General features: G+C 68.9%; 19 protein-coding genes. 7 read left to right on the top strand and 12 right to left on the bottom strand.

The annotated features are described in order from the left end of the window. Positions 1–13: 13 nt before the first annotated feature. The gene (locus ACP93_RS13555; RefSeq protein ID WP_048491243.1) at positions 14–3,820 is read right to left on the bottom strand and encodes a LamG-like jellyroll fold domain-containing protein; all 3,807 of its coding nucleotides are present in this window, start codon (positions 3,818–3,820) and stop codon (positions 14–16) included. Positions 3,821–4,247: 427 nt separating this feature from the next. After that, positions 4,248–7,025, bottom strand: a complete 2,778-nt coding sequence (locus ACP93_RS13550) for a TonB-dependent receptor (RefSeq protein ID WP_048491204.1) — start codon at positions 7,023–7,025, stop codon at positions 4,248–4,250. 295 nt (positions 7,026–7,320) lie between these two features. Between ACP93_RS13550 and ACP93_RS13545 the strand changes: the two genes are divergently transcribed. Continuing rightward, positions 7,321–8,343 carry a sugar kinase gene (locus tag ACP93_RS13545; protein ID WP_048491203.1) on the top strand — a complete coding sequence of 341 codons (1,023 nt, stop codon included), beginning with the start codon at positions 7,321–7,323 and terminating at the stop codon, positions 8,341–8,343. A 603-nt stretch (positions 8,344–8,946) separates the two neighbouring features. Here the strand turns inward: ACP93_RS13545 and fabV are convergent. The 3 genes from fabV to ACP93_RS13530 all read right to left on the bottom strand — a co-directional run bounded on the left by fabV (position 8,947) and on the right by ACP93_RS13530 (position 12,244). Beyond that, on the bottom strand, positions 8,947–10,152 hold the full coding sequence (gene fabV / locus ACP93_RS13540; RefSeq protein ID WP_048491202.1) for an enoyl-ACP reductase FabV: 1,206 nt from the start codon (positions 10,150–10,152) through the stop codon (positions 8,947–8,949). Positions 10,153–10,517: 365 nt separating this feature from the next. Continuing rightward, the gene (locus ACP93_RS13535; protein WP_048491201.1) at positions 10,518–11,150 is read right to left on the bottom strand and encodes a response regulator; all 633 of its coding nucleotides are present in this window, start codon (positions 11,148–11,150) and stop codon (positions 10,518–10,520) included. Further along, a complete protein-coding gene (locus tag ACP93_RS13530; RefSeq protein ID WP_048491200.1) occupies positions 11,147–12,244 on the bottom strand; it encodes a sensor histidine kinase in 1,098 nt (365 codons plus the stop codon). The genes ACP93_RS13535 and ACP93_RS13530 overlap by 4 nt, the downstream gene beginning before the upstream one ends. Before the next feature lie 224 nt (positions 12,245–12,468). Between ACP93_RS13530 and ACP93_RS13525 the strand changes: the two genes are divergently transcribed. From ACP93_RS13525 to lldD, 4 genes are all read left to right on the top strand, one after another. Next, positions 12,469–13,050: a methyltransferase family protein gene (locus ACP93_RS13525; RefSeq protein ID WP_048491199.1), complete on the top strand. Its 582-nt coding sequence runs from the start codon at positions 12,469–12,471 to the stop codon at positions 13,048–13,050. An 84-nt stretch (positions 13,051–13,134) separates the two neighbouring features. Then, the gene (locus ACP93_RS13520) at positions 13,135–13,548 is read left to right on the top strand and encodes a DUF2214 family protein (protein WP_228136035.1); all 414 of its coding nucleotides are present in this window, start codon (positions 13,135–13,137) and stop codon (positions 13,546–13,548) included. A 60-nt stretch (positions 13,549–13,608) separates the two neighbouring features. Then, positions 13,609–14,409, top strand: a complete 801-nt coding sequence (gene lldR / locus ACP93_RS13515; RefSeq protein ID WP_048491198.1) for a transcriptional regulator LldR — start codon at positions 13,609–13,611, stop codon at positions 14,407–14,409. Positions 14,410–14,421: 12 nt separating this feature from the next. Further along, a complete protein-coding gene (gene lldD / locus ACP93_RS13510; protein WP_048491197.1) occupies positions 14,422–15,582 on the top strand; it encodes an FMN-dependent L-lactate dehydrogenase LldD in 1,161 nt (386 codons plus the stop codon). 272 nt (positions 15,583–15,854) lie between these two features. On the opposite strand, the gene ACP93_RS13505 is transcribed toward lldD, so the two are convergent. Both ACP93_RS13505 and ACP93_RS13500 read right to left on the bottom strand, forming a co-directional pair. Continuing rightward, positions 15,855–16,835 carry a non-homologous end joining protein Ku gene (locus ACP93_RS13505; protein ID WP_048491196.1) on the bottom strand — a complete coding sequence of 327 codons (981 nt, stop codon included), beginning with the start codon at positions 16,833–16,835 and terminating at the stop codon, positions 15,855–15,857. Further along, complete coding sequence (locus tag ACP93_RS13500; protein ID WP_048491195.1) at positions 16,835–17,230, bottom strand: hypothetical protein; 396 nt, start codon at positions 17,228–17,230, stop codon at positions 16,835–16,837. The genes ACP93_RS13505 and ACP93_RS13500 overlap by 1 nt, the downstream gene beginning before the upstream one ends. Positions 17,231–17,386: 156 nt before the next feature. On the opposite strand from ACP93_RS13500, the gene ACP93_RS13495 reads away from it, so the two are divergent. Then, complete coding sequence (locus tag ACP93_RS13495; RefSeq protein WP_048491242.1) at positions 17,387–17,689, top strand: hypothetical protein; 303 nt, start codon at positions 17,387–17,389, stop codon at positions 17,687–17,689. Between the two features lie 463 nt (positions 17,690–18,152). Here ACP93_RS13495 and ACP93_RS13490 read toward each other — a convergent pair whose 3' ends face one another. The 3 genes from ACP93_RS13490 to adh all read right to left on the bottom strand — a co-directional run bounded on the left by ACP93_RS13490 (position 18,153) and on the right by adh (position 21,238). After that, positions 18,153–18,554 (bottom strand): DUF779 domain-containing protein, encoded by a 402-nt coding sequence (locus ACP93_RS13490; protein ID WP_048491194.1) that lies wholly within the window; start codon positions 18,552–18,554, stop codon positions 18,153–18,155. After that, positions 18,554–19,582 carry an alcohol dehydrogenase AdhP gene (adhP, locus tag ACP93_RS13485; protein ID WP_048491193.1) on the bottom strand — a complete coding sequence of 343 codons (1,029 nt, stop codon included), beginning with the start codon at positions 19,580–19,582 and terminating at the stop codon, positions 18,554–18,556. Before adhP ends, ACP93_RS13490 begins: the two co-directional genes overlap by 1 nt. A 126-nt stretch (positions 19,583–19,708) precedes the next feature. Continuing rightward, on the bottom strand, positions 19,709–21,238 hold the full coding sequence (adh, locus tag ACP93_RS13480; protein WP_048491241.1) for an aldehyde dehydrogenase: 1,530 nt from the start codon (positions 21,236–21,238) through the stop codon (positions 19,709–19,711). Positions 21,239–21,485: 247 nt separating this feature from the next. On the opposite strand from adh, the gene ACP93_RS13475 reads away from it, so the two are divergent. After that, complete coding sequence (locus tag ACP93_RS13475; RefSeq protein WP_048491192.1) at positions 21,486–23,381, top strand: sigma-54-dependent Fis family transcriptional regulator; 1,896 nt, start codon at positions 21,486–21,488, stop codon at positions 23,379–23,381. A 187-nt stretch (positions 23,382–23,568) separates the two neighbouring features. Here the strand turns inward: ACP93_RS13475 and ACP93_RS13470 are convergent, their stop codons facing one another. Both ACP93_RS13470 and ACP93_RS13465 read right to left on the bottom strand, forming a co-directional pair. Then, a complete protein-coding gene (locus ACP93_RS13470) occupies positions 23,569–23,988 on the bottom strand; it encodes a hypothetical protein (protein WP_048491191.1) in 420 nt (139 codons plus the stop codon). Positions 23,989–24,160: 172 nt separating this feature from the next. Continuing rightward, positions 24,161–24,811, bottom strand: a complete 651-nt coding sequence (locus tag ACP93_RS13465) for a hypothetical protein (RefSeq protein WP_048491190.1) — start codon at positions 24,809–24,811, stop codon at positions 24,161–24,163. Positions 24,812–24,849: the final 38 nt, after the last annotated feature.

Genomic DNA, 24,849 nt, shown 5'->3' with positions numbered 1-24,849 from the left:
TGCCCTGATTAATTCAGGGCACATCCACTAGATTATTCCGTTGGGTCAGTTCCGACACGTCGCCCTCCGTGACGATGCGTAGCCGCCCTCCCTTGGCGCTCGCACCGCCCGGCACCACCAACCGCACCTGCACCGTCCTCGGCTCCAAATCCCGCGGCGCCTCCAACGCAGGAAACGCCACCCGCGCCAATTCCCGACCCCGCCCATCCTCCAACACCACGAACCCCGCCGGCGCATCCACATGCCCCAGGCTATGCACGGTGACTTCGATGGCATCGGCCATCACCCGCACATCCCCACGCCCGATCCCCAGGTCCGGCCGCAGCTCGACCGGCACCGCAGCCGGCGTGACCAGCTCGAACTCCATCACCGACGTCTGCCCGGGCGGGAACTCCACATCCACCGCCCCGCTCTTCTCGAACGCGAACTCGCGGTTAGCGACCTTGCCATCGATCTTCCCATCGCCATCGCGATCCACGCCCGCACGCATCCGCCACTGCCCAGCGGCAATATTCCACCCCGTCATCTGCGCCCGCTGCACCTTGCCGCTGGTGTTGTAGCCGATGACGGTGAATCGATCCTGCCGCGGCTTCGGCAGTAGCAGCGCCACCAGCACCGCGCCATCGGGGTCAGCGAAGCGCCAGCTGACGGTGTGGCCGGGGTAGGTCTGGTTGCGCTTGAGGGCGACGCCGCCGAGGCGGGCGCGCTGCAGGTTCACGGTGGGCGATTCGACGCGGTCGCTCCACCAGTGGCCTTCGGTGTTCATGTAGAAGCTCTGCAGCTTGTCGCGGGTCTCGGCGCGGTACAGGGTTTCCAGCCAGCGCGGGTCGCCGGTCTGTTCCCAGGCGACGTGATGGGCGAAGTCGGGGGCGTCGTCGGGGTCGGCGTCGGCCGCTGCCTTGGCCAGGCTGGCGCCCCAGCTGTCGCGCTTGCCGAGCAAGTCGAGGAAGTTCTCGTTGAGCAGGGACAGGCCGCCGGGGCCGGCCTTGGCGACGCGGTAGTCGATGGGCTGGAGGTAGCGCGCATCGCCGGTCCAGCGGTACGCCGCCCAGAAGGTGTGCAGGGTGTCGGGGCCGCCGCTGCCGTCGAACAGGCTGCCGCCGCGGGTCTTGCCGGTGGCCCAGTTGATCTCGTTGGGCAGCGCCCACTGGCCCTTGGCGTCGGTGTAGGCATGGGCGAGGTAGCCGTCGGCCAGGCCGGTGACGATGCGGCGGCTGTTGGGGTCGGCGTTGTAGCCGCCCAGCAGCAGCGCCGGGTGCAGGATCGGGAACGAATAGGGTTTTTGCCACTCCCAGTTCGGTTCGCGGTAGACCTTGCGCCCGCCGAACCAGTTGCTGGCGAACAGCAGGTGGCCCTGCGGGTTGACCTGGATGATGTTGTCGAACGCCTTCACCGTGCGCATCAACCGCTCCACCGTCAGCGGGTCGCCCCAGTTGAGGTAGAGCATTTCGCTGTTGATGTTGATGCCGTCCTCGTAGGAATGCAGTTCGTCGGTCTCGATGGTGGAGAGGCCGTCGGTGAACATGCCGTTGCGGTAGTTGGCGTCGGACAGTGCGGTGAGCGAGGCGTTGAGCTTGTCCGGGTCCACGCCCATCAGGGCGACGCCGGGCCATTGCTGGGTGAGGTCGGAATCGTCGGAGATGCCGCCGCCGAAATCGCCGTAGTCGACCTGGCGCTCGTCGATCCACCAGTTGATGTAGCGGCGCGTGGCCTTGAGGTCTTCCAGCTGCCAGAACGCCCAGCCGGGCACGCCCTTGGGCGGCTGCGGCAACTGCACCGGCAGCGGGCCCTGGTTGCCGTAGCTGATGTCGGCCCAGTACTGGCGGCCCAGCGCGTTGTCCGGGTCCACCCGCAGCAAGTCGTGGATGTCGGCATCCAGGCGCGCGTACAGGCGCTGGCGCTTGGAGGTGGTGTGCTCCTCGACCAGGAAGCCCCAGTTGTCCTTGACCTGGTTGAAGCGGTCGGCGATGTGCTCGGCCTTGGCTTGGTCGCGCGGCTTGAACAGCAGGCGCAGTTGCGTGCCGTCCAGCGCGCGCGCGTCGAAGCCGGGCGCGGCCGAGGCGATGCTGAGCATCAGGCTGTCGTCGGTCAGGATGCGGTCGCGCAGGTCCAGCCACAGGGTGCGCGCCTGCCCGGGCGCGACCGAGACCGACACGTCGAGCATGTCGCGGCCGGGCCAGATCGGATCCTTGACGCGGATGTTGAGCGGGATCAGGCCGTTGTGCGTGGCCGGCAGCTGCAGCGCCGGCAGGTCGATGGCGATGCCGTCCAGGCCGTCGTGCATGTTCTCCCAGCCGTACGACCAGCTGCGCATCAGCGGCTGCGCGGCCGGTGCGTCGCCGAGGTTGGAGGGGATGAGCACATGGACGATCGGCAGGGGCGGCACCGCGGTCTTTTCCTCGGCGCGCTTGCGCGCCGGCGCCTTGGTCGGCAGCGCGACCACGGTGCTGCGCTCGTCCGGCGGGTAGCGCCCGGCGATGTAGGCGCGCAGCGCGGCGAGGTTGGCGTAGTCGGGGGCGATGTCGCTGCGCACGGTGTAGCGCAGCGTGGCGCTGGGGTTGGCCGGCTCGGCGCCGGCGCCGACGTCGTAGGCCCAGATCTCCTGGATCGGAGTTTCCTGGGCGACGTTGGTGAAACGCAGGTGGCCGCCGCGGCGGCGTTCGAACTGGTCGACGCTGCGCACGGTGCCCTGGGCGCGGGAGAACAGCGGCGTGGGCGTCGCGCCATCAGCGGCGTAGGTGGCTTGGCCGTAGGCGGCGCCACGTAGTTCGATGCGGTTGAACGGTTCGTCGGGCAGGGCCAGATCCAGCGCCTTGCCGCCTTCGACGTAGACGTTCCAGTCGGGCAACTGGAAGTAGTCGTTGCGGCCGGGCAGGCGCGAGCGGTTGTAGACGCCGGGCCAGGTGGTCTCGGCGATGCCGTCCGTCGCCTTCCACATCCACTCCTTGAGGTCCTTGGCGTCGGCGAACTCGACCTTGCGGATGCGCGTGGACGGCGCGTCCAGTGCCGGCGGTGCGCGGCCGTGGTCCCAGCCGAAGCGCTGCAGCCAGGCGTTGCGCGCGGCGCTGTCGGGCACGGGCTCGGCGCTGCGCGGTTCCTGTTGCTTGGCCAGGGCGGCGACGCCGGCGGCGTCGAGCATGCGGTCGTAAACGCGGATCTCGTCGAAGTCGCTGCCGCGCAGGAAGTTGTAGCGGCTCTGCACCTGGTGCGGGGCCAGCACGCGCGCGGCCAGGCCAAGCTGGTCCAGCGCGGCGTCGAAGTCGAGCGAGCCGCCCTTGGCGCAGGCTTGGATGCAGTCCACGCGCGCGGCTTCCTTGCCGTCCACGTACAGGCGCACGCCGCGGGTCTCGTCCCAGGCGAAGGCCAGGTGGGTCCAGGCGCTAGGTGCCGGGTTCCTGTCGAGCTTGAAGGAGACGCGCGTGCGGGCCAGGTTGGCGTCGGTGACGAAGGCATCGAAGCCGTGGCCGTTCCAGTCGATGCGCAGCCAGGCCATGTCCCAGCTGGTGTGGTCGGCGTAGCCGACGCGGAAGATCACGAACGGCGCTTCGCCGACCGGGTAGCGCGAGCGCCAGAAGAACGACAGGGTGCCGCGCTGGGTGTAGAGGTTGCCGGGGGCGTTCCAGGACAGCACGCCGTCGTCGGCCCATTCGATGGCCTGGCCGGAGACGCCAGTGGGCACCAGGGCGATCTTGTCGCGGAAGTTGGGGCTTGCATCGCCCTTGGCGACGTCGGCGTCCAGGCCATGGTCGGCGGAGACGCGGAACAGGAGCTCGGGAGCCGCGGCGGCGGCGATGGTGGGGAATGCGAAGGTGCAGAGCAGGGCGAGCTGGTGCGCGATGCGCCAGGAGCGCTGCGCGTATGAGGCTTTTTTGGTGGAGCCCTGTTGTGCCGAAGTGGATCGGGAACGCGTGTCGCGGCTGAAGCCGCTCCTACGAAGAGCGCGCGCTCGGGTAGGAGCGGCTTTAGCCGCGACGCGCGATGCCGGCGCATCCGATGACGCACGTACGGAGCCGATGGCTGTCAGGCACTGCACCGCATTTGCCTCCAGGCGCTGCCATGCCCAGAAACCGATTGCGGCCACACCACGGGCAGCGCGTATGGCGCTGCGGCACATTGCCTGTTTCATCTCGCTCCTTTGCGATCGGCGCGCACCATTGCAGCGCGCGGCGATCTCCTTCCCCGGCCCGCGAGTATGCGGGCAGCGGGGCGTTGCCGATGCCGCAGCGCGGCACCGGCGAACGCAGTCTTCAGAACTTGTAACGCACCCCGATCGCGTACTGGCGGCCGGTCTCGCTGTAGGTCAGCGGCAGCTGCGCGCCGGTGGCGCTGGTCTGCACCCACTCGTAGTACGGCACGTTGGTCAGGTTCGACCCTTCCAGGCTGATGTCGATCTTCTCGTCGATCTTGTAGGTCAGCTTGGCGTCCACGACATTCGTGCCGCGCATGCCTTGCATGTCGAAGCCGGTTTCCGTGGCCGGCACCTGGGTCAGGTAGCCGTCGCGGTGGGTTAGCGACACGCGGCCGCTGAAGCGCTCGCCTTCGTAGAACAGCGTTGCGTTGTACGAGTTCTTCGACAGACCGGTGAGGTCGGTGTTGAACGACAGCGCGCCGGTGCCGGTGACGTACTGGATCTTCGACTGCACGTAGGTGTAGTTGAGCTGGGTGCCGAAGTTCGCCCACTTGCCCGGCAGGAAGCTGAAGGGCTGGATGTAGTTGAACTCGGCGCCCTTCAGCTTGCCACCCGGGGTGTTGAGCGGCACGCTGAAGACGAAGTCGTCGCTGGCCGCCGCGCCGGTGCCGTCGAGCAAGCTGACCGGCAGGCCGCTGCTGGAGTACGGGGCGATGGTGCGCGCGGTCTGCACGAAGCTGTCGATGTCCTTGTAGAACAGCGCCAGGCCGAGCATCGCGCCTTCCTGCAGGTACCACTCGAAACCGAGGTCGGCGGTCTTGGCGCGGATCGGATCCAGGTTCGGATTGCCGCCGCTGACCGTGCGCGCGCCGCCGGCGACGGCGACCGTCACGCCCGGGGTCAGGCTGCCCAGGCCCGGCCGCGTCATCACCTTGGCGGCGCCGAAGCGGACCAGGAAATCCGGGGTGATCTCGGCCACCAGGTTCAGTGACGGCAAGGTGTCGTTGTAGGTGCGCTCGACCGTGGTGTTGATCAGGTTCGCGCCAACCAGGGCGTAGCCGGTGGACGACTGGTTGGTCTTCACGTAGCGCACGCCGATGTTGCCGGAGAACGGGATCGCGCCGATATCGAAGGCGAAGTCGCCCATCAACCAGGCACCGCGGTCCTTCTCTTCCACGCTGCGGGTGTTGACCGCGCGCTCGGTCAGCGTCCAGGTGCCGGTGCCGCTGTAGATGCCCAGCGCATCGGCGATGCCGTTGAGGTCGGGCACCGCCCAGTTCGACGGCGTGCCCTCGATGCCCTTCAACCCGGCGAGCGCGACCAGGTCGGTCGGCACGATGCGGTTGCCGGTGGCGAAGGTCGGCACGCTGGTCTCGGACGCGCGGCGGAACTCCTTAGTGTCGAAGCCGTAGTTCTTGGCCAGCACGCCGCCCTTGAGGGTGAAGTTGGTGCCCAGGTTCCACTCGAAGTTCAGCGAGCCGGTGTCGAAGCTGTTGTTGGCCGACTGCGGACGCATGCGCACTTCGGCCAGCGTCCAGCCGTTGGCGGCGGTCGGGTCGATGCCGTAGTTGAACACCGGCGAGGTGTAGCTGTTGCGGTAGTCGTAGCTGTAGCCGGCGACGTTGTTCTTGTCCATGATCACCGTGGTCTGGATCGGGTTCCGGTGCTTGGAACTGGAGGTGCCGATCTCGCCGGTGATCTTGAAGGTGTCGCTGAAGCGGTGCTCGCCGTTCAAGGTGAGCTGCTTGAAGACCGTGTTCCACTCGTCGTGGCGGTTCTCCGAGCGGATGTCGGTGTTGTCGAAGCGGCCGTACAGCAGCGCGCCGGAGGCCGGGTCGACGTAGCCGTCGCGCACGATCATGTCCGGCTTGCCGTTCTGCGAGCGGCCGCGGCTGAAGCTGATCGCCTCGATGTAGTGCTCGTCGCGCTTGGCATCGATCTTCGAGTACAGGCCATCCAGCGAGAACTCGGTGCTGTCGTTGGGCTTCCACTGCAGCGAGCCGGTGACGCCCAGGCGGTTCTGCTCGTGCTCCATCTGCGTGTAGCGCGGGATGCGCGGGCTGAACACGTTGGCGCTGTTGGCGGCGGCGAACGGCGAAGTCGGGCTGTAACCGTTGTTGCTCGGGCCGTTGGCCCAGCGCGTGGTGCCGCTGCCTTCCTCGAGCACCTGGCGCTCGGAGTAGGCCACCGACATCAGCGCGCCGAAGGTGCCGTCGGCCCAGGTGTTGGCGACCAGCGCGGCGATGCGCGGATCGGCCTTCTGCGACATGCCGTTGTAGGTGGCCTGGCCGTTGGCGGCGAAGGTGAAGCCGTCGTAGTCGAACGGCCGCGCGGTGCGCAGGTCGACGGTGGCGCCCAGCGAGCCTTCCTCGACGTCGGCCGAGGCGGTCTTGCGCACCACCATCTGGGTGAACAGGTCCGAGGCGAACACGTTGAAGTCGAAGCCGCGACCGCGGTTGGTGCCGCCGCTCTGGTCGCTGGCGCCGACCGTGGTCAGCGCTTCCATGCCGTTGATGCGCACGCGGGTGAAGTCCGGGCCGAGGCCGCGCACGGAGATGTTGCGGCCTTCGCCGGCGTCACGGGTGATGACCACGCCGGGGATGCGCTGCAGCGATTCGGCCAGGTTGGTGTCGGGGAACTTGCCCACGTCCTCGGCGACGATGGCGTCGACCATGCCCTTTTCGGCGCGCTTGATGTCCAGCGCCTTCTCCACGCTGGCGCGGTAGCCGGTGACGACGACGGTGTCGAGCTCGGTGGTGGCATCGGCGGAGGCCGTGGCGGGCGGCGCGGACGCCGGCGCCTCCTGTGCCTGCAGGGCACCGGCCTGCAGGGCCAGGCCGATCGACAGCGCGAGCAAGGTAACCGGTGTCTTCCGGCGTTCGGTACGTGATTGCATGTCCTCCCCTCCCAAGGGTTACATGACGGCGTGGAACTACGGGCGTTGTCGCGAATGACACCGCTGGTCAAAACCAACGTTAACAGTTGCGAAACATTGCGGCATCTTGCAGCGCAACAGAGTGCTCGGCGACCCAAGGGTCTTTGCAGTCAATGAGATAGCGCAGGATCGCGACGCCGGCCAGTGCCGAACCGCCTGCTGCCGCACAGAAATGACACCGCTAGTCACTTTTTCTGGCCCACGTTCGCATTTCGCGGCATGCTTGGCGTCCCTTCGGCCGCCGGACCCGCCCGTCATGACCGCTTCCCGCATCGTCTGCTTCGGCGAACTGTTGCTGCGCCTGGGCGCACCCGGCCACGAGCGGCTGCTGCAGACGCCGCGCCTCGAGGTGCAGGTGGGCGGCGCCGAGGCCAACGTGGGCGTGGCGCTGGCGCATTTCGGCCATGCGGTTTCCGTGGTCAGCGTGCTGCCGGACAACCCGCTGGGCCAGGCCGCGGCCGGCGAACTGCGCCGGCATGGCGTGGACACCAGCGGAGTGCGCTTCGTGCCCGGACGCATGGGCCTGTACTTCCTCAGCACCGGCGCCGGGCACCGGCCCAGCGAGGTCACCTACGACCGCGCCGGCTCGGCCTTCGCGCTGGATGCCGGCGACCAGCACGACTGGCCGGCGCTGCTGCAGGGCGCGCAGTGGCTGCACCTGTCCGGGGTGACCCCGGCGCTGGGCGAACGCGGCGCGGCCGCGGCGCTGGCAGCGGCACGGGCCGCACGCGCGGCCGGGGTGCGGGTGTCGTTCGACGGCAACTACCGGCCCAAGCTGTGGGAGGCGTGGAACGGCGATGCGCCGGGGATCCTGCGGCAGCTGCTGGCCCAGGCGGACGTGCTGTTCGCCGACTACCGCGACCTGGAGGTGGTGCTGGGCCACCGCTATCCGCAGGACAGCGTGCAGGCGCGGGTGGAGGCCGGCGCGCGCGACGCCTTCGCCGCATTCCCGCAGCTGCAGGCGATGGCCTGCACCCAGCGCGTGGCGCACAGCGTGGACCGGCACAGCCTGGGCGCGATGCTGCTGCGCCGCGATGGCGGTGTGGCGCAGGCGCCGGCCGAGGAACTGAGCGGCATCGTCGACCGCATCGGCGGCGGCGATGCCTTCGCCGCCGGCGTGCTGCATGGGTTGAGCCGTGGCTGGGACGACACCGCGACGATCCGCTTCGGCCTGGCCGCCGGCTGCCTCAAGCACACGCTGCCGGGCGACGTGCTGGCGCTGAGCGAGGCCGAGGTGCAGGCGTGCGTGGGGGCGACGCGGTTCGATGTGAGGCGGTGAAAAGCCGGGAGTGGGGAATGGGGAATGGGGAATGGGGAATCGTAAAGGCGCTGGCGCTGCTGGGTTTGCGTGCGGATTGGCGTTGCGATGGGGCGCGGTTTTAGTCCTGATGCTGTGCGGGCAGTTCCTGCACCGCGGCTTCGAATGTCGCGGCTGAAGCCGCTCCTACAGGGGGGAAGCTGCCGCGGGGATGGCTGGTGTCCTTGTGGGAGGGACTTCAGTCCCGACGCGGTTCGGTCAACACACGCATCACTGCTTGGCTTGTCGCGGCTGAAGCCGCTCCTACGGGTGTAGCGCGCTCTTGTAGGAGCGGCTTCAGCCGCGACCGGCAATCGAACGTTGGCGATGCGAGGTGCGAGCGCAACGGCGCAAGTCTTGCTGCTTCGGTGTTACGGGTAGCGCCGCTAATCCACCGCCCAGCTGGCCTGCCGCAACTGCATAGCCCTCACCTGCTTCGCCACGCAGGTACCGCTCATCTCGGCCTTGCCATCGCCGCGGTGGCCACCGCAAAAGAAAACGGCCGACATCGCTGCCGGCCGCATGGTCTGTCCGGGACCAGGGATCAAAACGACTCCCGAATCCCCACTCCCGAATCCCCGCCCCTCAGAGCTCCACGCAATCGAATTTCACGTCGGGATCGACCTCGGCGTCGTAGTCCACGTCCTTGCGCTCGAAGCCGAACAGCTTGAGGAACTCGTGCTTGTAGCCGGCATAGTCAGTGAGCTGGAACAGGTTCTCGGTGGTCACCTGCGGCCACAGCGCCTTGCAGGCGTCCTGCACATCGTCGCGCAGTTCCCAGTCATCCAGGCGCAGGCGGTTCTCCTCGTCGGTGGCGGGCGGCTGGCCGTCCTCGCGGTACAGGCGTTCGCGGAACAGGCGGTCGGCCTGTTCGATGGTGCCTTCATGCAGGCCCTTTTCCTTCATGATCTTGTAGACCATGGAGATGTACAGCGGCATCACCGGGATCGCCGCGCTGGCCTGGGTCACCACCGATTTCAGCACCGCCACATTGGCCGTGCCGCCGTGCGGCTGCAGGCGCGCGTGCAGGCGCTGCGCGGTCTGGTCGAGGTCGACCTTGGCCTTGCCCAGTGCGCCGTGCCAGTAGATCGGCCAGGTGATCTCGGTGCCGATGTAGCTGAAGGCGACGGTGCGCGCGCCCGGGGCGAGCACGCCGGCGGCGTCCAGCGCGTCGATCCACAGTTCCCAGTCCTGGCCGCCCATCACGGTGACGGTATCCTCGATCTCCTGCTCGGTGGCCGGCTCGATCGAGGCTTCGATGATGGCGTCCTTGTTGGTGTCGATGGCGGTGGCGGTGTAGGTCTGGCCGATCGGCTTGAGCGCCGAGCGCTTCACTTCGCCGGTGCCCGGCAGCTTGCGCACCGGCGAGGCCAGCGAATACACCACCAGGTCGACCTGGCCGCCCATGTCCTGCTTGATCAGCTCGATCACCTTCTCGCGCGCTTGGTCGGAGAACGCGTCGCCGTTGATCGACTTGCTGTACAGGCCGTCGGCCTTGGCCTGCTTGTCGAACGCGGCGGCGTTGTACCAACCGGCGGTGCCGGCCTTCTTCTCGCTGCCGGGCTTCTCGAAGAACACGCCGAGGGTGGCGGCGCCGAAGCCGAACGCGGCGGTGATGCGCGAGGCCAGGCCGTAGCCGCTGGACGCGCCGATCACCAGCACGTTCTTTGGGCCATCGTGGCGCACGCCGCGCGCGCGCGTGGCGGCGATCTGCTCGAGCACGTTGCGCTCGCAGCCGAGCGGATGCGTGGTGGTGCAGATGAAACCGCGGACTTTCGGATGGATGATCAACGTGAATTCCTCGTCGGCACAATGCCCGCGGCATCTTAATGTCTGCGGCGGGCATGCAGAAGTCCCGACGGCAGCACACGGCGGGGTATGGAGTTCGGTGTGGGTGGAGGCGCGCGCGTTCGGGGGGTGTCGCGTCGCGACTGAAGTCGCTCCCACATGGGGCGGCGTCGCGGCGGTGGATGGTGTGCTGGCGCTATGGGAATAGGGCTCATCGGCATCCCTTGCACCGCGACGTCGGTTGTCGCGGCTGAAGCCGCTCCTACGGCAAGCCGCAGCGCGCGGCCATATTGGATGGAGACAGTGTGGGAGGGACTTCAGTCCCGACGCGCTGCCGGCGGCCGTCGCGGCGATGCCGCTTGTCAGCACTAGATGATGCGCAAGGTGATCGCCTTGAGCACGGCGCGGGTGCGGTCGCGGGTGCCGAGCTTGTCGAGGATGGTGGAGACGTAGTTCTTCACCGTGCCCTCGGCCAGGAACAGGCTGCGCGCGATCTCCTTGTTGGAGTAGCCGCCGGCGAGCAGGCGCAGGATCGCCACTTCGCGTTCGTTGAAGGTGTCGCGCGGGGCGTCCTCGTCGCGGTAGCGGTAGCGCGCGCGCACCGGGTCGGTGCTGACCGGCTGCAGCAGGGTCTCGCCGGCGGCCACGCGTGCGATCGCCTCGCGCAGATCCTCGGGCGCGGCGTCCTTGAGCAGGAAGCCCTGCGCGCCGGCGGCGGTAGCGCGCAGCAGCAGGTCGGAGTCGTCGAAGGTGGTGAGCAGCAGCACCGGCGTGCGGTCGCCGCGTGCGCGCAGCTGCTGCAGCGCCTGGATGCCGTCCATGCCCGGCATGCGGATGTCGCTGAGCACCACGTCCACCGGCGTGGCGGCGACCGCGTCGAGCAGCGCCTGGCCGTCGTCGGCCTCGCAGGCGACGACGATGCCCTGGGTCTGCAGCAGCGCGCGCAAACCGGCGCGTACCAGTACCTGGTCGTCGGCCAGGGCGATCCGCAACGCGCTCACAGCGGCAGCCTCGCACTCAGCTGCATGCCGCCGAGCGGCGTGCGGCCCAGTTCCAGGCGCCCGTGCAGCGCGGCCAGGCGCTCGCGCATGCCGGCAATGCCGTTGCCTTCGCGGATGCGCTCGGCGCGGTGGCCGTTGTCCTCGATGTCCAGGCACAGCTGCGTGTCCTCGTACCGTAGGCACACATGGACCTCACCGGCATCGGCATGCCGCGCAGCATTGGTCAGCGCTTCCTGCACCAGTCGCAGCAGGGTCTCGGCCAGGTGCGGATCGGTGATGCGCACGCCGGAGTCGATCTGCAGCCGCAGCTGCGGGCGCGGCAACGGCGCGGCGAGCGCGCGCAGCGCGGTTTCCAGGTCCAGGCCGCGTTCGTCGCGCAAGGACTGCACCACGTTGCGGATGTCGGCCAGCAGTTCGCCAGACAGGCGCTCGACCGCACCGAGTTCCTCGTGCCGCGCCAGTGCCGGGTCGGCGAGCAGCAGGCGCAGGTTGATCCGCATCGCGGTCAGCTTGTGGCCGGCCACGTCGTGCAGTTCGCGCGCCAGACGCAGGCGCTCGGCATCGCGCGCGCTGTCGGCGAGCAGCGCACGCGTGGCCAGCAGGTCGGCGTTGACCCGTGCCAGCGCCTCGCGCGCCAGCTCGGCGGTGCGCGCGTAGTGGGCGCTGAGGCCGGCGAAGGCATGGAAGCCGGCGTAGATCAGCGTGGTCAGCAGCGGATGCTTGATCCCGGCGGCGGACAGCGCCAGGAACGTGCCCAGGTTGGCTAGCAGCGCCAGCACCAGCACCGGCCGCGGCGGCCACTGCAGCGCCACCTGCGCGACCACCACCACCAGCAGCACCGGTGCCGTGCCGACATGCGGCTCCAGCCAGACCAGCGCCATCGCCGCGGCGGCCTCGAGCCACAGTGCGGCGTCGCGCCAACGCACGGGCAGGTAGTGCGCGCCGAGCAGCGGCAGCAGGAACAACGCCGCGGCGATCCAGCGCCATGGCGCCAGCGCATGCGGCGCGAACTGGAACGACCACAGCACGGTGGCCACGGTCAGCAGCCCGGCCAGGCGCTTGGGTTCGATCAGGTCGCGCAGGAATCGGTTCATGCGACGGATGCTGACTCCGTGCCGACGCCGCGGCAATGGGCCGGGCGCAGAAAGTGACTTCCGGCAGGCAGTGGACATGACCAGCGGCCACTGCCGCGCCACCACGATGGCGGCACACTGCGTCCATGCCCCACTGCGCGCCGGCCGATCGACACGCAGGACGGGCCCGGTTCATCCGCCCTGCCACGCAATGCGTCGTGCACGCTGCCACGAGGAACACCGCCATGCCCCTGACCCTGCGCCACCCGGATCTGCTGTTCATGCTGCTCGGCCTGAGTTGGGGCGCGTACGAACTGCTGCTCAGTCGCCGCCGCCGCGCGGCCGACGGCGGTGCGCGCGACCAGGGCACGCTGCGCCTGCTGTGGCGCGTGCTGTACGCGGCGGTCGCGCTGGGCGTGTTGCTGTCGATGCTCGGCGTGTGGCGCTATGCGCCGCACGTGCGCGAGCCGTTGCGCTGGGTGGCCTGCGTGCTGCTGGGCGGCGGCCTGGCGCTGCGGCTGTGGTCGATCCGCATACTGGCGCGCTGGTTCACCGTCGACGTGACCATCCAGGAAGGCCACCGCCTGGTCCGCCACGGGCCGTATCGCTATCTGCGGCATCCCTCCTACACCGGCGCGCTGCTGGCGTTCTACGGGCTGGCGCTGGGCATGGGCAACGTGCTGTCGCTGCTGGCGATCGTGCTGCCGGTAACCTGGGCGTTCCTGCGCCGCATCCGGGTCGAGGAAGCGATGCTGACCCAGGCCTTCCCCGAGGAATATCCGGACTACGCCGCGCACAGCTGGCGGCTGCTGCCGTGGGTGTGGTGAGGCCGCGGCGGTGGGCACTGTCGACCTGATCCTGGGCGCCCTGCACCACTTGGCGATGCTGCTGATCGCCGCGCTGGTGGCGGGATGGAGCCTGCTGCGCTGGACCGCCCCCGGCTAGCACAGCTGGTTCGCGCCGACGCCGGTTACGCGCTGGCCGCGCCACTGATCCTGGCGGTGGGCGCCCTGTGCGTGCGCTATGGGCTCAAGGGCACCGGTTACTACCTGCACACCCCCTGGTTCTGGGCCCATGCTCGGCACCTTCGCAGCGATCGGCCTGCTCTCCCTGGTGCCGACGCTGCGCCCGCGCTGGTGTCGCCAGGCAAGGCGGCAGCCAACGTGGGCGCCGACCGCGGCATAGGTGCGCACGCTGCGCCGGTTGATCGGGGTGGAACCGGGCCTGTCGGCGGTGCTGATGGTATTGGCTGCGGCGATGGTCCGCGACAGCACGCCCCAATTGGTATTACCAATTTAGGCGTCCCGCATCACCGAAAGCGTTGACGGTACGTGAGATTCGGCGCCTAATGGCCACACCATTTGCGCCCCTGACAGTTTATTGGTATGACCAATAATTCCACAGCCACCACCACGACCGCTGCCGCCGAGTCCCTCACCCGGCTCAGCGACCGGGTCGCCGCGCAGTTGCGCGCGCTGATCGCGCAACGCGGCTTGGCGGTCGACGCGCGCCTGCCCGCCGAGCGGACCCTGGCCGCGGAACTGGGCGTTTCCCGCCCGGTGCTGCGCGAGGCCATCGCCCAGCTCGCCAGCCAGGGGCTGCTGCGGGCCCGCGTGGGTGGCGGCACCTACGTGCAACGGCCACCGACCCCGGAGGACCAGGTGGTGGCGCCGCTGCAGCCGTTCCTGCCGCTGTTGCACGCCGACCCGGAGTACCGCTTCGACGTGCTGGAGGCCCGCCATGCGCTGGAAGGCGCCACCGCCTGGCATGCGGCGCTGCGCGCCACCGAGGACGACCGCGCGCGCATCGCGGCCGCCTACGAGGCGTTGCTGCAGGCCCATGCGCAGGCCGATGCGGCGGCGCAGGCACACGCCGACGCCGATTTCCACCTGGCCATCGCCGAGGCCACCCACAACCGCGTGCTGCTGCAGGTGATGCGCGGGCTGTTCGACCTGCTGCAGGCCAACATCTCGCAGAGCCGGCAACAGCTGTTCGAATCGCCGCGCATCTTCTCCGCCCTGCTCGCCCAGCACCGCGCGTTGCGCGACGCGATCCTGGCCGGCGACCCCGAACGCGCCCGCGCCGCCGCGCATGCCCACCTGGAATTCGTGCACGGCGCGCTGCGCACCCTCGACGAGGACGATGCGCGCCGCGCCCGTGCCTCGCGCCTGCCCTCCTCTCCCTGACCCCCTGCCCCCATGATCATTTCCGCCTCCACCGACTACCGTGCCGCCGCGCAGCGCCGGCTGCCGCCGTTCCTGTTCCACTACATCGATGGCGGCGCCTATGCCGAGCACACCCTGCGCCGCAACGTGTCCGACCTGCGCGACATCGCCCTGCGCCAGCGCGTGCTGCGCGACATGTCGGCGCTGGACCTGCACACTGAGCTATTCGGCGAACGCCTGGCTTTGCCGGTGGCGCTGGGGCCGGTGGGCCTGACCGGCATGTACGCGCGCCGCGGCGAGGTGCAGGCGGCGAAGGCGGCGGCGGCCAAGGGCGTGCCGTTCACCCTGTCCACGGTGTCGGTGTGCCCGATCGAGGAAGTGGCGCCGGCGATCGACCGGCCGATGTGGTTCCAGTTGTACGTGCTCAAGGACCGCGGCTTCATGCGCAACGCGCTGGAGCGGGCCAAGGCCGCGGGCGTCACCACCCTGGTGTTCACCGTGGACATGCCGGTGCCGGGCGCGCGCTACCGCGACGCGCATTCGGGCATGAGCGGCCCCAATGCGCCGCTGCGGCGCATGCTGCAGGCCGTCACCCATCCGCGCTGGGCCTGGGACGTGGGCCTGCGCGGGCGCCCGCACGACCTGGGCAACATCTCCACCTACCGCGGCCATCCCACCGGACTGGCCGACTACATCGGCTGGCTCGGCGCCAACTTCGATCCGTCGATTTCGTGGAAGGACCTGGAGTGGATCCGCGAGTTCTGGACCGGGCCGATGGTGATCAAGGGCATCCTCGATCCGGATGATGCGCGCGATGCGGTGCGGTTCGGCGCCGACGGCATCGTCGTTTCCAACCATGGCGGGCGCCAGCTCGACGGCGTGCTGTCCAGCGCGCGGGCGTTGCCGGCGATCGCCGATGCGGTGAAGGGCGAGCTGAAGATCCTGGCCGACTCCGGCGTGCGCAACGGCCTGGACGTGGTGCGCATGCTGGCGTTGGGCGCCGACACCGTGCTGCTCGGCCGCGCCTTCGTCTACGCGCTGGCCGCCGCCGGCCAGGCCGGCGTGGAGCATCTGCTGAGCCTGATCGAGAAGGAGATGCAGGTGGCGATGACCCTGACCGGCGCCAAGTCGATCGCCGCCATCTCGCGCGATTCGCTGGCGCAGGTGACGCGCGAGGGGATGGTCTCGCCGTAGGGCGTGCCAACCAGCCGCGCGCATGCCGCGCGGCGATTGCGTGTGCCTGTCGCGAGGAAGCAAGGACCTGGACGCCAGAAACGACCGAGCAATGACACTCCTCGCAACCGCGGTCGTTCGCGTTGGCCAAGGCAGGGCGTACCACCGACGCCACGCGGCGTGAGCTGACCACCGGTCGACCGCTGCGCACGGCGACGCCAATGGCGCCCCTGCCGGTCCCGATGCAGCATCCTCGGCATGGGCGGCGCACCCTGGCGCCGCCGCACCCTGCCCTACCCGGCCTTGCGCCGCGCCGGCGCCTTGCGTGCGGCCGGCTTGGCCTTGGCGGCCGCCGGTTTGGCGCGTGTCGCCTTCTTCGCCTTGCCGGCCCCGCTCTTGGCCGGCTTGCCGCTCTTCTTCGCCGTGGTCTTGCGCACCGGCACGCGTTCGTCCTGCCTGGCCGGCGTGCGCTTCTTGGCATCCAGGCTCTTCTGCAGTAGCGACATGAAGTCGACCACATTGGTGGTGGCATCCTCGCGGTGCGGCGCCTCGGCGTCCTCGTCGACCTGGGTTGTGCCCTCCTGCGCCTTGATCCGCTTCTGGATCACCGCGTGCAGCCGCTCGCGGAATTCGTCGTGGTAGGAATCGGGGTCCCAGCGCCCGGACATCGAGTCGATCAGCTGCGCCGCCATCTCGGTTTCCTTGGCGCTGATCCGGTAGTCGGCGGCCTTGCCGCTGGGCAGCGTGTAGTCGTCCAGGTCGACCAGCTCCTGCGGATAGCGCAGCAGGATCAACACCAGCGCGTCCTGCAGCGGCATCACCGCCGACAGGTACTCACGGGTGCGGATCACCACCCGCGCGATGCCGACCTTGCCGGTGTTGCGCAAGGTTTCGCGCAGCAGCACGTAGCCCTTCTCGGCCTTCTTGCCCGGCACCAGCACGTAGGGTTTCTCGAAATAGCGCAGGTCGATTTCCGCGGCGTCGACGAAGGCCTCCACTTCCACCGTCTCGTGGCTCTCCGGTGCGGCCGAGGCGATGTCCTGCTGCTCGACCACCACGTAGTTGCCCTTGCTGTATTCGTAGGCCTTGACGATGTCCTTCCACGGCACTTCCTCGCCGGTGTCGGCATTGACCCGCTCGAAGCGGATCGGGCGCTTGTCGCGCGCGTCGAGCATGCGGAAGTGCAGATCGATCCGGCGTTCGCCGGACATCAGCGACACCGGCACGTTGAGCAGGCCGAAGGACAGCGTGCCGGTCCAGATCGGGCGCGGCATCAGTGCGCCTCCCCGCCGGCGGCCTGCGCCGGCAGGTGGTCCAGGGCCTGCCAGGCGTCCTCGATCACCTGCCGCGCCTGGGTCCAGTCCAGCCGCGAGTCGCCGCGCATCAGGTCCCAGTGCGCGGCCAGTTCGTCCTCGGTCTCGGCACCCGGCCCGCGCGGCCAGCCGCGGGCATGCGTCTGCAGGGCGAAGGCGTAGGCCGGGCACAGATCGCGCCATGGGGTGCGGTGGCGGGCGCGGCGCTGGCGGTAATCGGCCAGGCTGTAGCGGCGGTAGTCCGGCGCCTCCTGCGGACGCGGCGTGGCGCCACGGCGCCGCTGCGGCGGCACGCTCGGCAAGGGGTCCAGGTGGGCATTGAACAACAGCGGGTCGGGGCGGTCGCTGGGGCGCATGGCAGGGCTCCGGGCGGCAACGTCGGCGGGGATGCGCAGCAGTAGCGCCGCGGCCGTTAGCCACTCGTGACCGACGCGTGGAGGATGCGCGATTCGCAATGGCTTCACCGCGGCGGCGGTGAACTGGTCCTCCGCCATTGCCTGGAGGAACCGGACATGTCCACGCCCACCGATCCGCTGCGCCGCGCGGCCCCCGTCCCCGGCGAGCAACGCGGCAAACGCGAGACGCAACGCAACGAAGACCGCGGCGCAGGCGACCGTCCCGAGACTATCGTCGAACGCGAACCGCGTACCGGGGAAAACCGCCCTGCCCCGCCCGACACGCCAGCGCATTCCACCCCGGACACGGCACACGGCCGGCACGCCGACGCCAATCAGGACGAAGCGCTGGAAGAAACCTTCCCGGCGAGCGACCCGGTGTCGCCGTTCGTGCCGGCGAAGCCACCGAAGGCGTCTTAGGGCGCCGAAGACGTCGTTATCGCTGTATTGCCGCGGTCGCTGTAGTGCTGCGCATGCCCCGTCGTTGTAGGAGCGGCTTCAGCCGCGACCGAGGCGTTCCCGAGAACGCCCGTCGCGGCTGAAGCCGCTCCTACAGGAGTGACCTTCGCTCCGTTGCGATGAGGGTCATTGCAGCCCCTTGTGGGAGCGACTTCAGTCGCGACGAGGCTTGCCTAGTAAGGCCCGTCGCAACTGAAGTCGCTCCCACAGTGCATCGGCCAGTCCATCGGCATGGTCAGAGGCGCAGTGACTGAAAGGGGCTCACGTCACCACGGACAGGAACCCTACTCCGCTTCGCTCGAATTCTGTCGACGCCGCAACGTGTCCATGTAGGAGCGGCTTTAGCCGCGACGGGCGCTACCGGTAACACCACGGTCGCGGCGAAAGCCGCTCCTACAACTGCAACAATGGCGCGGATGCGCCACTACACTTTCCCCGCCGCCTCCAGCGCGGCATATTCGCCGTCGGTGAACAACCGGGAGCGCACCAGGAAGCGCACGCCCTCGCCGTTCTCCAGCGAGAACATGCCGCCACGGCCGGGCACGACGTCGATGATCAGCTGGGTGTGCTTCCAGTAGGCGAACTGCGACGGGCTGATGTAGAACGGCGTCTCGCCGATCTCGCCCAGCAGCACGTCGCGGTCGCCGACGATGAAGTCGTCCTGCGGATAGCACATCGGCGAGGAGCCGTCGCAGCAGCCGCCGGACTGGTGGAACAGCAGCGCGCCGTGCCGCGCCCGCAGTTTCGCGATCAGCTGCAGGGCCGGCAGCGTGGCCAGCACCTGCGGCGGCAGCGCGGCATCGGCTGCGGGCGCGGGCGCGTCCATCAGGCGGCCATGTCCAGCACGATGCGGCCTTCGATCTTGCCGGCGTGCATGCGCGCGAACACGTCGTTGATGTTGTCCAGGGTGTCGGTTGCCACCGTCGCGGCAACCTTGCCCTGCTCCGCAAACTCGAGCGATTCCTGCAGGTCCAGGCGGGTGCCGACGATCGAGCCACGCACGGTCACGCCGTTGAGCACCATGCCGAAGATATCCAGCGGGAATTGCCCCGGCGGCAGCCCGTTGAGCGACACGGTGCCGCCGCGGCGGACCATGCCGATGGCCTGCTCGAAGGCCTTCGGCGAGACCGCGGTGACCAGCGCGCCGTGCGCCCCGCCGATCTCCTTCTTCAGGTACGCGACCGGATCGGTGGTGCGCGCATTCACCGTCACCGTCGCGCCCAGGCGCGTGGCCAGCGCCAGCTTGGCATCGTCCACGTCCACCGCGGCCACGTTCAGGCCCATCGCCTTGGCGTACTGCACCGCCATGTGGCCGAGGCCGCCGATGCCGGAGATCACTACCCAGTTGCCGGGCCTGGTGTCGGTGACCTTCAGGCCCTTGTACACGGTGACGCCGGCGCACAGGATCGGCGCGACCTCGACGAAGCCGATGGCCTTCGGCAGGTGCCCGACATAGTTGGCGTTGGCCAGCGCGTATTCGGCGAAGCCGCCATTGACCGAATAGCCGGCGTTCTGCTGCGCCTCGCACAGGGTTTCCCAGCCGCCCAGGCAATGCTCGCAATGGCCGCAGGCCGAGTACAGCCACGGAATGCCGACGCGATCGCCTTCCCTGACGTGGTCCACGCCGGCGCCCACCGCCACCACATGGCCCACGCCCTCGTGGCCGGGGATGAACGGCGGATTCGGCTTCACCGGCCAATCGCCCTCGGCCGCATGCAGGTCGGTGTGGCACACGCCGCAGGCCTCGATCTTGACCAGGATGTCGCCGGCCTGCGGCCGCGGCACCGCCACTTCCTCGATCGCCAGCGGCTTGCCGAACTCCCGCACCACGGCGGCTTTCATCGTCTTGTCCATTGCAACGCTCCTGAGAAAAACGGGTGCTGTCACCATCGCGCGACCGGCGACGGAGTGCCTTGATCCAGATCAGTTGGCGGCAGGGCGACGACACGCCTGCCGCGTGCCGCCGCCCTGCCCTGCGCATCAGAAGAAGCCCAGCGCCTTCGGCGAGTAGCTGACCAGCAGGTTCTTGGTCTGCTGGTAGTGGTCGAGCATCATCTTGTGGTTCTCGCGGCCGATGCCCGACTGCTTGTAGCCGCCGAACGCGGCATGCGCCGGATAGGCGTGATAGCAGTTGGTCCACACGCGCCCGGCCTGGATCGCGCGGCCCATGCGGTACAGCCGCGCGGCATCGCGGCTCCACACGCCGGCGCCGAGCCCGTACAGCGTGTCGTTGGCGATCGCCAGCGCCTCGGCCTCGTCCTTGAAGGTGGTCACCGACACCACCGGGCCGAAGATCTCCTCCTGGAAGATGCGCATCTTGTTGTGGCCCTTGAACACCGTCGGCTTGACGTAGAAGCCGCCGGCCAGCTCGCCGTCCAGCGCGTTGCGCTCGCCGCCGATCAGCACCTCGGCGCCTTCCTGCTTGCCGATGTCGATGTAGGACAGGATCTTCTCCAACTGCTCGCCTGAGGCCTGCGCGCCGACCATGGTGTTGGGGTCGAGCGGGTTGCCCTGCTTGATCGCCGCCACCCGCTTGAGCGCCTTCTCCATGAACTTGTCGTAGATCGATTCCTGGATCAGCGCGCGCGACGGGCAGGTGCACACCTCGCCCTGGTTGAAGGCGAACAGCACGAAGCCTTCCACCGCCTTGTCGAGGAAATCGTCGTCCTCGGCCATCACGTCGGCGAAGAAGATGTTGGGCGACTTGCCGCCCAGCTCCAGCGTCACCGGGATCAGGTTCTGGCTGGCGTACTGCATGATCAGCCGGCCGGTGGTGGTCTCGCCGGTGAAGGCGATCTTGGCGATGCGCGGGTTGCTGGCCAGCGGCTTGCCCGCCTCCAGGCCGAAGCCGTTGACCACGTTGAGCACGCCCGGCGGCAGCAGGTCGCCGATGACCTCCATCAGCACCAGGATCGAGGCCGGGGTCTGCTCGGCCGGCTTCATCACCACGCAGTTGCCCGCGGCCAGCGCCGGTGCCAGCTTCCAGCACGCCATCAGCAGCGGGAAGTTCCACGGGATGATCTGCCCGACCACGCCGAGCGGTTCGTGGAAGTGGTAGGCGATGGTGTCGTGGTCGATCTCGGAGATGCCGCCTTCCTGCGCGCGCACCGCGCCGGCGAAGTAGCGGAAGTGATCCACGCACAACGGCACATCGGCGTTGAGCGTCTCGCGTACCGGCTTGCCGTTGTCCCAGGTCTCGGCGTAGGCCAGCAGCTCCAGGTTCTGCTCGATGCGGTCGGCGATCTTCAGCAGCATGTTGCTGCGCTCGGTGCTGGAGGTCTTGCCCCAGGCGTCCTTGGCGGCATGCGCGGCATCGAGCGCGGCCTCGATGTCCTCGGCGTTGGAGCGCGCCACCGAAGTGAACACCTTGCCGCTGATCGGCGTGCTGTTGTCGAAGTACTGACCGCTCTTCGGCTCCACCCACTTGCCGCCGATGAAGTTGCCGTAGCGCGACTTGAAGATGGACTGCGGATCGGTGGCATGCGGCTTGGCGGTGCTGACGGCATTCATCGTGGTGTCTCCTTCGGCGGTCGAGAAGGACAGGGCAGGCCCGTCCGGGTAGCTGCGTAGGCGCAAGACCGATGCCAGGTTTTGCGTGCTGCGCCGCGTCACCTCGTCGTGCCGCGATACATCGACGCACGCGTGCTGGTTTTGCTGCGACGCGTCACACCTTTCGATTGCGCCGCGCCGGCGGATGTGCTGTTTATCGGAACACCCGTATCACCATGTGTCGCAATCTGCGACAGCGGAGCCGGACATGGCGCAGCAACCCTCGCAACATCAGCTCGGCCAGGCCCGCCGCGCGTTCTTCGAACGCGGCGGCGCGCCGGTCGGGCAGGTGCCCGACACCATCCTGCAGTCGTGGCAGCGCTGCCAGCGCCTGGGCCTGGCCGCGGACGCGCAACCGGCGATCGAGCCGCTGGAAGCCTCGCGCCTGCGCGCCCTGCGCGAAGCGCACGAGCGCCTGTGGCGGCTGGCCCGCGCCGAACTGGAGGGCCTGGCCGGCGACGCCGCGGCCACCGGCAGCATCGTGCTGCTCACCGACGAGGCCGGCTGGATCCTCGACGCCGAAGGCAGCCCGCGCTTCCTGGACAAGGCGGGCAGGGTGGCGCTGATGCCCGGCGCCTGCTGGAGCGAAACCCAGGTCGGCACCAATGCGATCGGTACCGCCATCGTCGAAAGCCGCTCGGTGGAGGTGCGCGGCGGCGAGCACTACTTCGCGCCGCACCAGATCCTCAGTTGCGCCGCGGTGCCGATCTTCGATCCGTACGGCGCCCTGGCCGGCGTGCTCGACATCTCCGGCGACGCCAGCGTGCAGCACATGCATGCGCTGGCACTGGCGCGGATGGCGGTGGCCAACATCGAGCACCGCTATTTCGACGACGGCATTGCCGGCTGCGAGCTGCTGCGGGTGCACCACGACCCGGCGCTGCTCGGCACCGCACGCGAGGCGCTGCTGGCATTCCGCAACGGCCGCCTGGTGGCCGCCAACCAGGCCGGGTTGCGGCTATTCGGGCTGGAACGCCACGAACTCGGCCGTGCGCCCTACGAGGCGCTGTTCGAGGAGCCGCTGTCGCGGTTGCGCCAGCAGGGCAGCGTGTTCGACCTGCAGGGTCGGGCGCTGCACGGACGCATCGACAGCCCGGCCGACGACCGTCCACGGCGGCGCCCGCAACAGGCGCCGATCACCGTGACCGCGTCGCGATCCTCGGCCGCGGCGGCGTCCGACGCGCCGCTGTTCGATGCCACGCAGGAGCTGGCGCTGGAACGTGCGCGGCGCGTGCTCGACGCGCACCTGCCGGTGCTGGTGCAGGGCGAGACCGGTACCGGCAAGGAAGTGTTCGCGCGCGAACTGCACCGGCGCAGCGCGCGCGCCGGGCGGCCGTTCGTTGCGGTCAACTGCGCCGCGCTGCCGGAAGGCCTGATCGAAGCGGAACTGTTCGGCTACGAGGATGGCGCCTTCACCGGCGCGCGCAAGCACGGCAGCCCGGGCCTGCTGCGCCAGGCCGATGGCGGCGTGCTGTTCCTGGACGAGATCGGCGACATGCCGCTGGCCCTGCAGCCGCGGCTGTTGCGCGTGCTGCAGGAACGCGAATTGCTGCCGCTGGGCGGCGGCAAGCCGGTGAAACTGGATTTCGCCCTGATCTGTGCCACCCACCGCGACCTGGACGCGGCGATGGCCGAGCAGCGCTTCCGGCCCGACCTGTACTACCGCATCGCCCACCACTGCGTGCAGGTGCCGGCGCTGCGCGCGCATCCGGACCGGCGTGCGTTGGTCGCCGACCTGTGGGCGCGGCTGGGGCAGGGCAGGCGCCTGACCGCGGCGGCGCTGGCGACGCTGAGCGCCTATGCGTGGCCGGGCAATCTGCGCCAGCTGGTGGCCTGCCTGCGCACCCTGGTGGCGCTGAGCGAGCCGGACGCGCTGGTGGATATCGACGCCTTGCCGGCCTATCTGCCCGGCATCCGCGCGGCAGAGCAGGGCGGCGCCCACGTCGCACCGTCGCCGCTGCCGGCCGCCGATCTCGACAGCCTGGCGCTGCAGGCCATGCGCCAAGCCCTGGACGCCTGCGACGGCAACGTCTCGCAGGCCGCACGCCGATTGGGCATCAGCCGCAGCACGCTGTACCGGCGGCTGCAGTTGGGGATGCATTAGAGCAGGCGGGCGCAGACGCGGGGGACCTCTTCGGCAAGAAGCCGCGCGATCCGGCTAGCCCTGGATCGTCTGTAGGAGCGGCTTCAGCCGCGACGGGCATCCCGGTAACGCCCATCGCGGCTGAAGCCGCTCCTACAGCGGTTTGCCGCGGCCGGGAAGCGGCAGCGGCAAGCGCATGCACGACGGCTCAGTCGTAGCTGTTGTTCATGCACGGCGAGCTGACCGGCGTCAGCACACTGAAGCTGCTTGCGTACAGCGCGATGATGCAGGTCCCCGGCGCATCACCCTGCACGTAATTGCATTGTTTGCTGTTGCGGCTACGCGAGCTGCCGTCGCTCATCTGGAACGACAGGTTCCAATAGTCGTTGGAGCCGGTTTGCGCACGTAGCGGTATGGAGGCGATGGTGCCACCCGCCAGCAGCGACGCCGATGCGGCCGGATCCATGTAGTCGCCACAGGTGTGTTTGACACTGACGTTGCTGATCGTCTGGCCGGTGCAATTGACCACCGTGAAGGTGCCTTGGTACGGCGTGGCACTGACGCCTTCGGCCAATGCGGGTTTGCTCTTGGTGCCGGCGTTGTCGCGGCTGTCGTCGGATGTGCTCATGGTGCGTCTCCTGGAGAGAGCATGGCGGTGTGCGGGGGTGTCACTACGCTAGCGCCGCCGCAAAGCGCGCCGCCAGCGTCCGCTGCCGGTTCGCGTAGACAGGTGCAGTGCGTTTGGTAGACGGCTTGCAGTGGCGGCGCAATGTGTAGACACCACGGCACCTGGTACGGATTCACACGAGGCTGCCAAGCGACTCCTGCCGTAGCGCCGCTACCGCGTGCGCCTCATGCCGCATCTGCGCCTCGAACTTGCCGTAGTTCGACAGGTGCAGATGCTGATGGACGCAGCGACCGCCATCGGCGTACAGCTGTGGCAGGCCATCGCCGATCAGTGGCTGCGCACGTAGCCAGCCGAACGACGGCAGGCGACGCAGCAGTCGCGCAACGCCTGCGGAAACGAACACGTGCTGCGCTCGCCCCTGACGCATCGCCGCATCGAGCATGCGCAGGTGGCTGGGATCCAGATCGGACACCACCAAGGAGTTGCGTCCGACCGTTGGCAGATGCAGCAGTTCGACGAACGACACCTCCGCGGCGTCTCGCGGCAGGAAGCCCAGTCGCGCGAAGTTGCGGTGGTAGCGCCGGCCATCCCCGCGGTAGCCGGGCAGGAGAAACGGATGGTGGAAACCGTGCTGGTGCCAGAAGTCCACGCCGTCCTGGTGATAGCGCAGCAGTTCGGGGAAGATCGGGCTGCGCTCAATGTCAGGTGCATAGTTCGCATCGAGCCCAACGAACAAAAAGCGTGCGTCCCATGGAGCTGCTCCTTGAAACGGACGTTCGCTGAAGTGCCGGCGAAGTTCTGCGCTGGGATGCGGGGTGTACATATGGCGTCCGGAGGCGGCACGTCCAACAGGCGATCGAC

The organism is Xanthomonas sp. NCPPB 1128, assembly GCF_001043115.1.
Taxonomy (GTDB): Bacteria; Pseudomonadota; Gammaproteobacteria; order Xanthomonadales; family Xanthomonadaceae; genus Xanthomonas_A.
This window is presented reverse-complemented; position numbering and strand designations above follow the sequence as displayed.

What these genes read in the sequence shown, in the direction of transcription:
- ACP93_RS13495 (WP_048491242.1), top strand. Translation starts at nt 17,387, where the DNA reads ATGTCCACGCCCACCGATCCGCTGCGCCGCGCGGCCCCCGTCCCCGGC.
- ACP93_RS13525 (WP_048491199.1), top strand. Translation starts at nt 12,469, where the DNA reads ATGCCCCTGACCCTGCGCCACCCGGATCTGCTGTTCATGCTGCTCGGC.
- ACP93_RS13490 (WP_048491194.1), bottom strand. Translation starts at nt 18,554, where the DNA reads ATGGACGCGCCCGCGCCCGCAGCCGATGCCGCGCTGCCGCCGCAGGTG.
- ACP93_RS13500 (WP_048491195.1), bottom strand. Translation starts at nt 17,230, where the DNA reads ATGCGCCCCAGCGACCGCCCCGACCCGCTGTTGTTCAATGCCCACCTG.
- lldD (WP_048491197.1), top strand. Translation starts at nt 14,422, where the DNA reads ATGATCATTTCCGCCTCCACCGACTACCGTGCCGCCGCGCAGCGCCGG.
- ACP93_RS13470 (WP_048491191.1), bottom strand. Translation starts at nt 23,988, where the DNA reads ATGAGCACATCCGACGACAGCCGCGACAACGCCGGCACCAAGAGCAAA.
- ACP93_RS13465 (WP_048491190.1), bottom strand. Translation starts at nt 24,811, where the DNA reads ATGTACACCCCGCATCCCAGCGCAGAACTTCGCCGGCACTTCAGCGAA.
- ACP93_RS13545 (WP_048491203.1), top strand. Translation starts at nt 7,321, where the DNA reads ATGACCGCTTCCCGCATCGTCTGCTTCGGCGAACTGTTGCTGCGCCTG.
- ACP93_RS13475 (WP_048491192.1), top strand. Translation starts at nt 21,486, where the DNA reads ATGGCGCAGCAACCCTCGCAACATCAGCTCGGCCAGGCCCGCCGCGCG.
- adhP (WP_048491193.1), bottom strand. Translation starts at nt 19,582, where the DNA reads ATGGACAAGACGATGAAAGCCGCCGTGGTGCGGGAGTTCGGCAAGCCG.
- adh (WP_048491241.1), bottom strand. Translation starts at nt 21,238, where the DNA reads ATGAATGCCGTCAGCACCGCCAAGCCGCATGCCACCGATCCGCAGTCC.
- ACP93_RS13530 (WP_048491200.1), bottom strand. Translation starts at nt 12,244, where the DNA reads ATGAACCGATTCCTGCGCGACCTGATCGAACCCAAGCGCCTGGCCGGG.
- ACP93_RS13550 (WP_048491204.1), bottom strand. Translation starts at nt 7,025, where the DNA reads ATGCAATCACGTACCGAACGCCGGAAGACACCGGTTACCTTGCTCGCG.
- ACP93_RS13505 (WP_048491196.1), bottom strand. Translation starts at nt 16,835, where the DNA reads ATGCCGCGCCCGATCTGGACCGGCACGCTGTCCTTCGGCCTGCTCAAC.
- ACP93_RS13520 (WP_228136035.1), top strand. Translation starts at nt 13,135, where the DNA reads ATGGAGCCTGCTGCGCTGGACCGCCCCCGGCTAGCACAGCTGGTTCGC.
- lldR (WP_048491198.1), top strand. Translation starts at nt 13,609, where the DNA reads ATGACCAATAATTCCACAGCCACCACCACGACCGCTGCCGCCGAGTCC.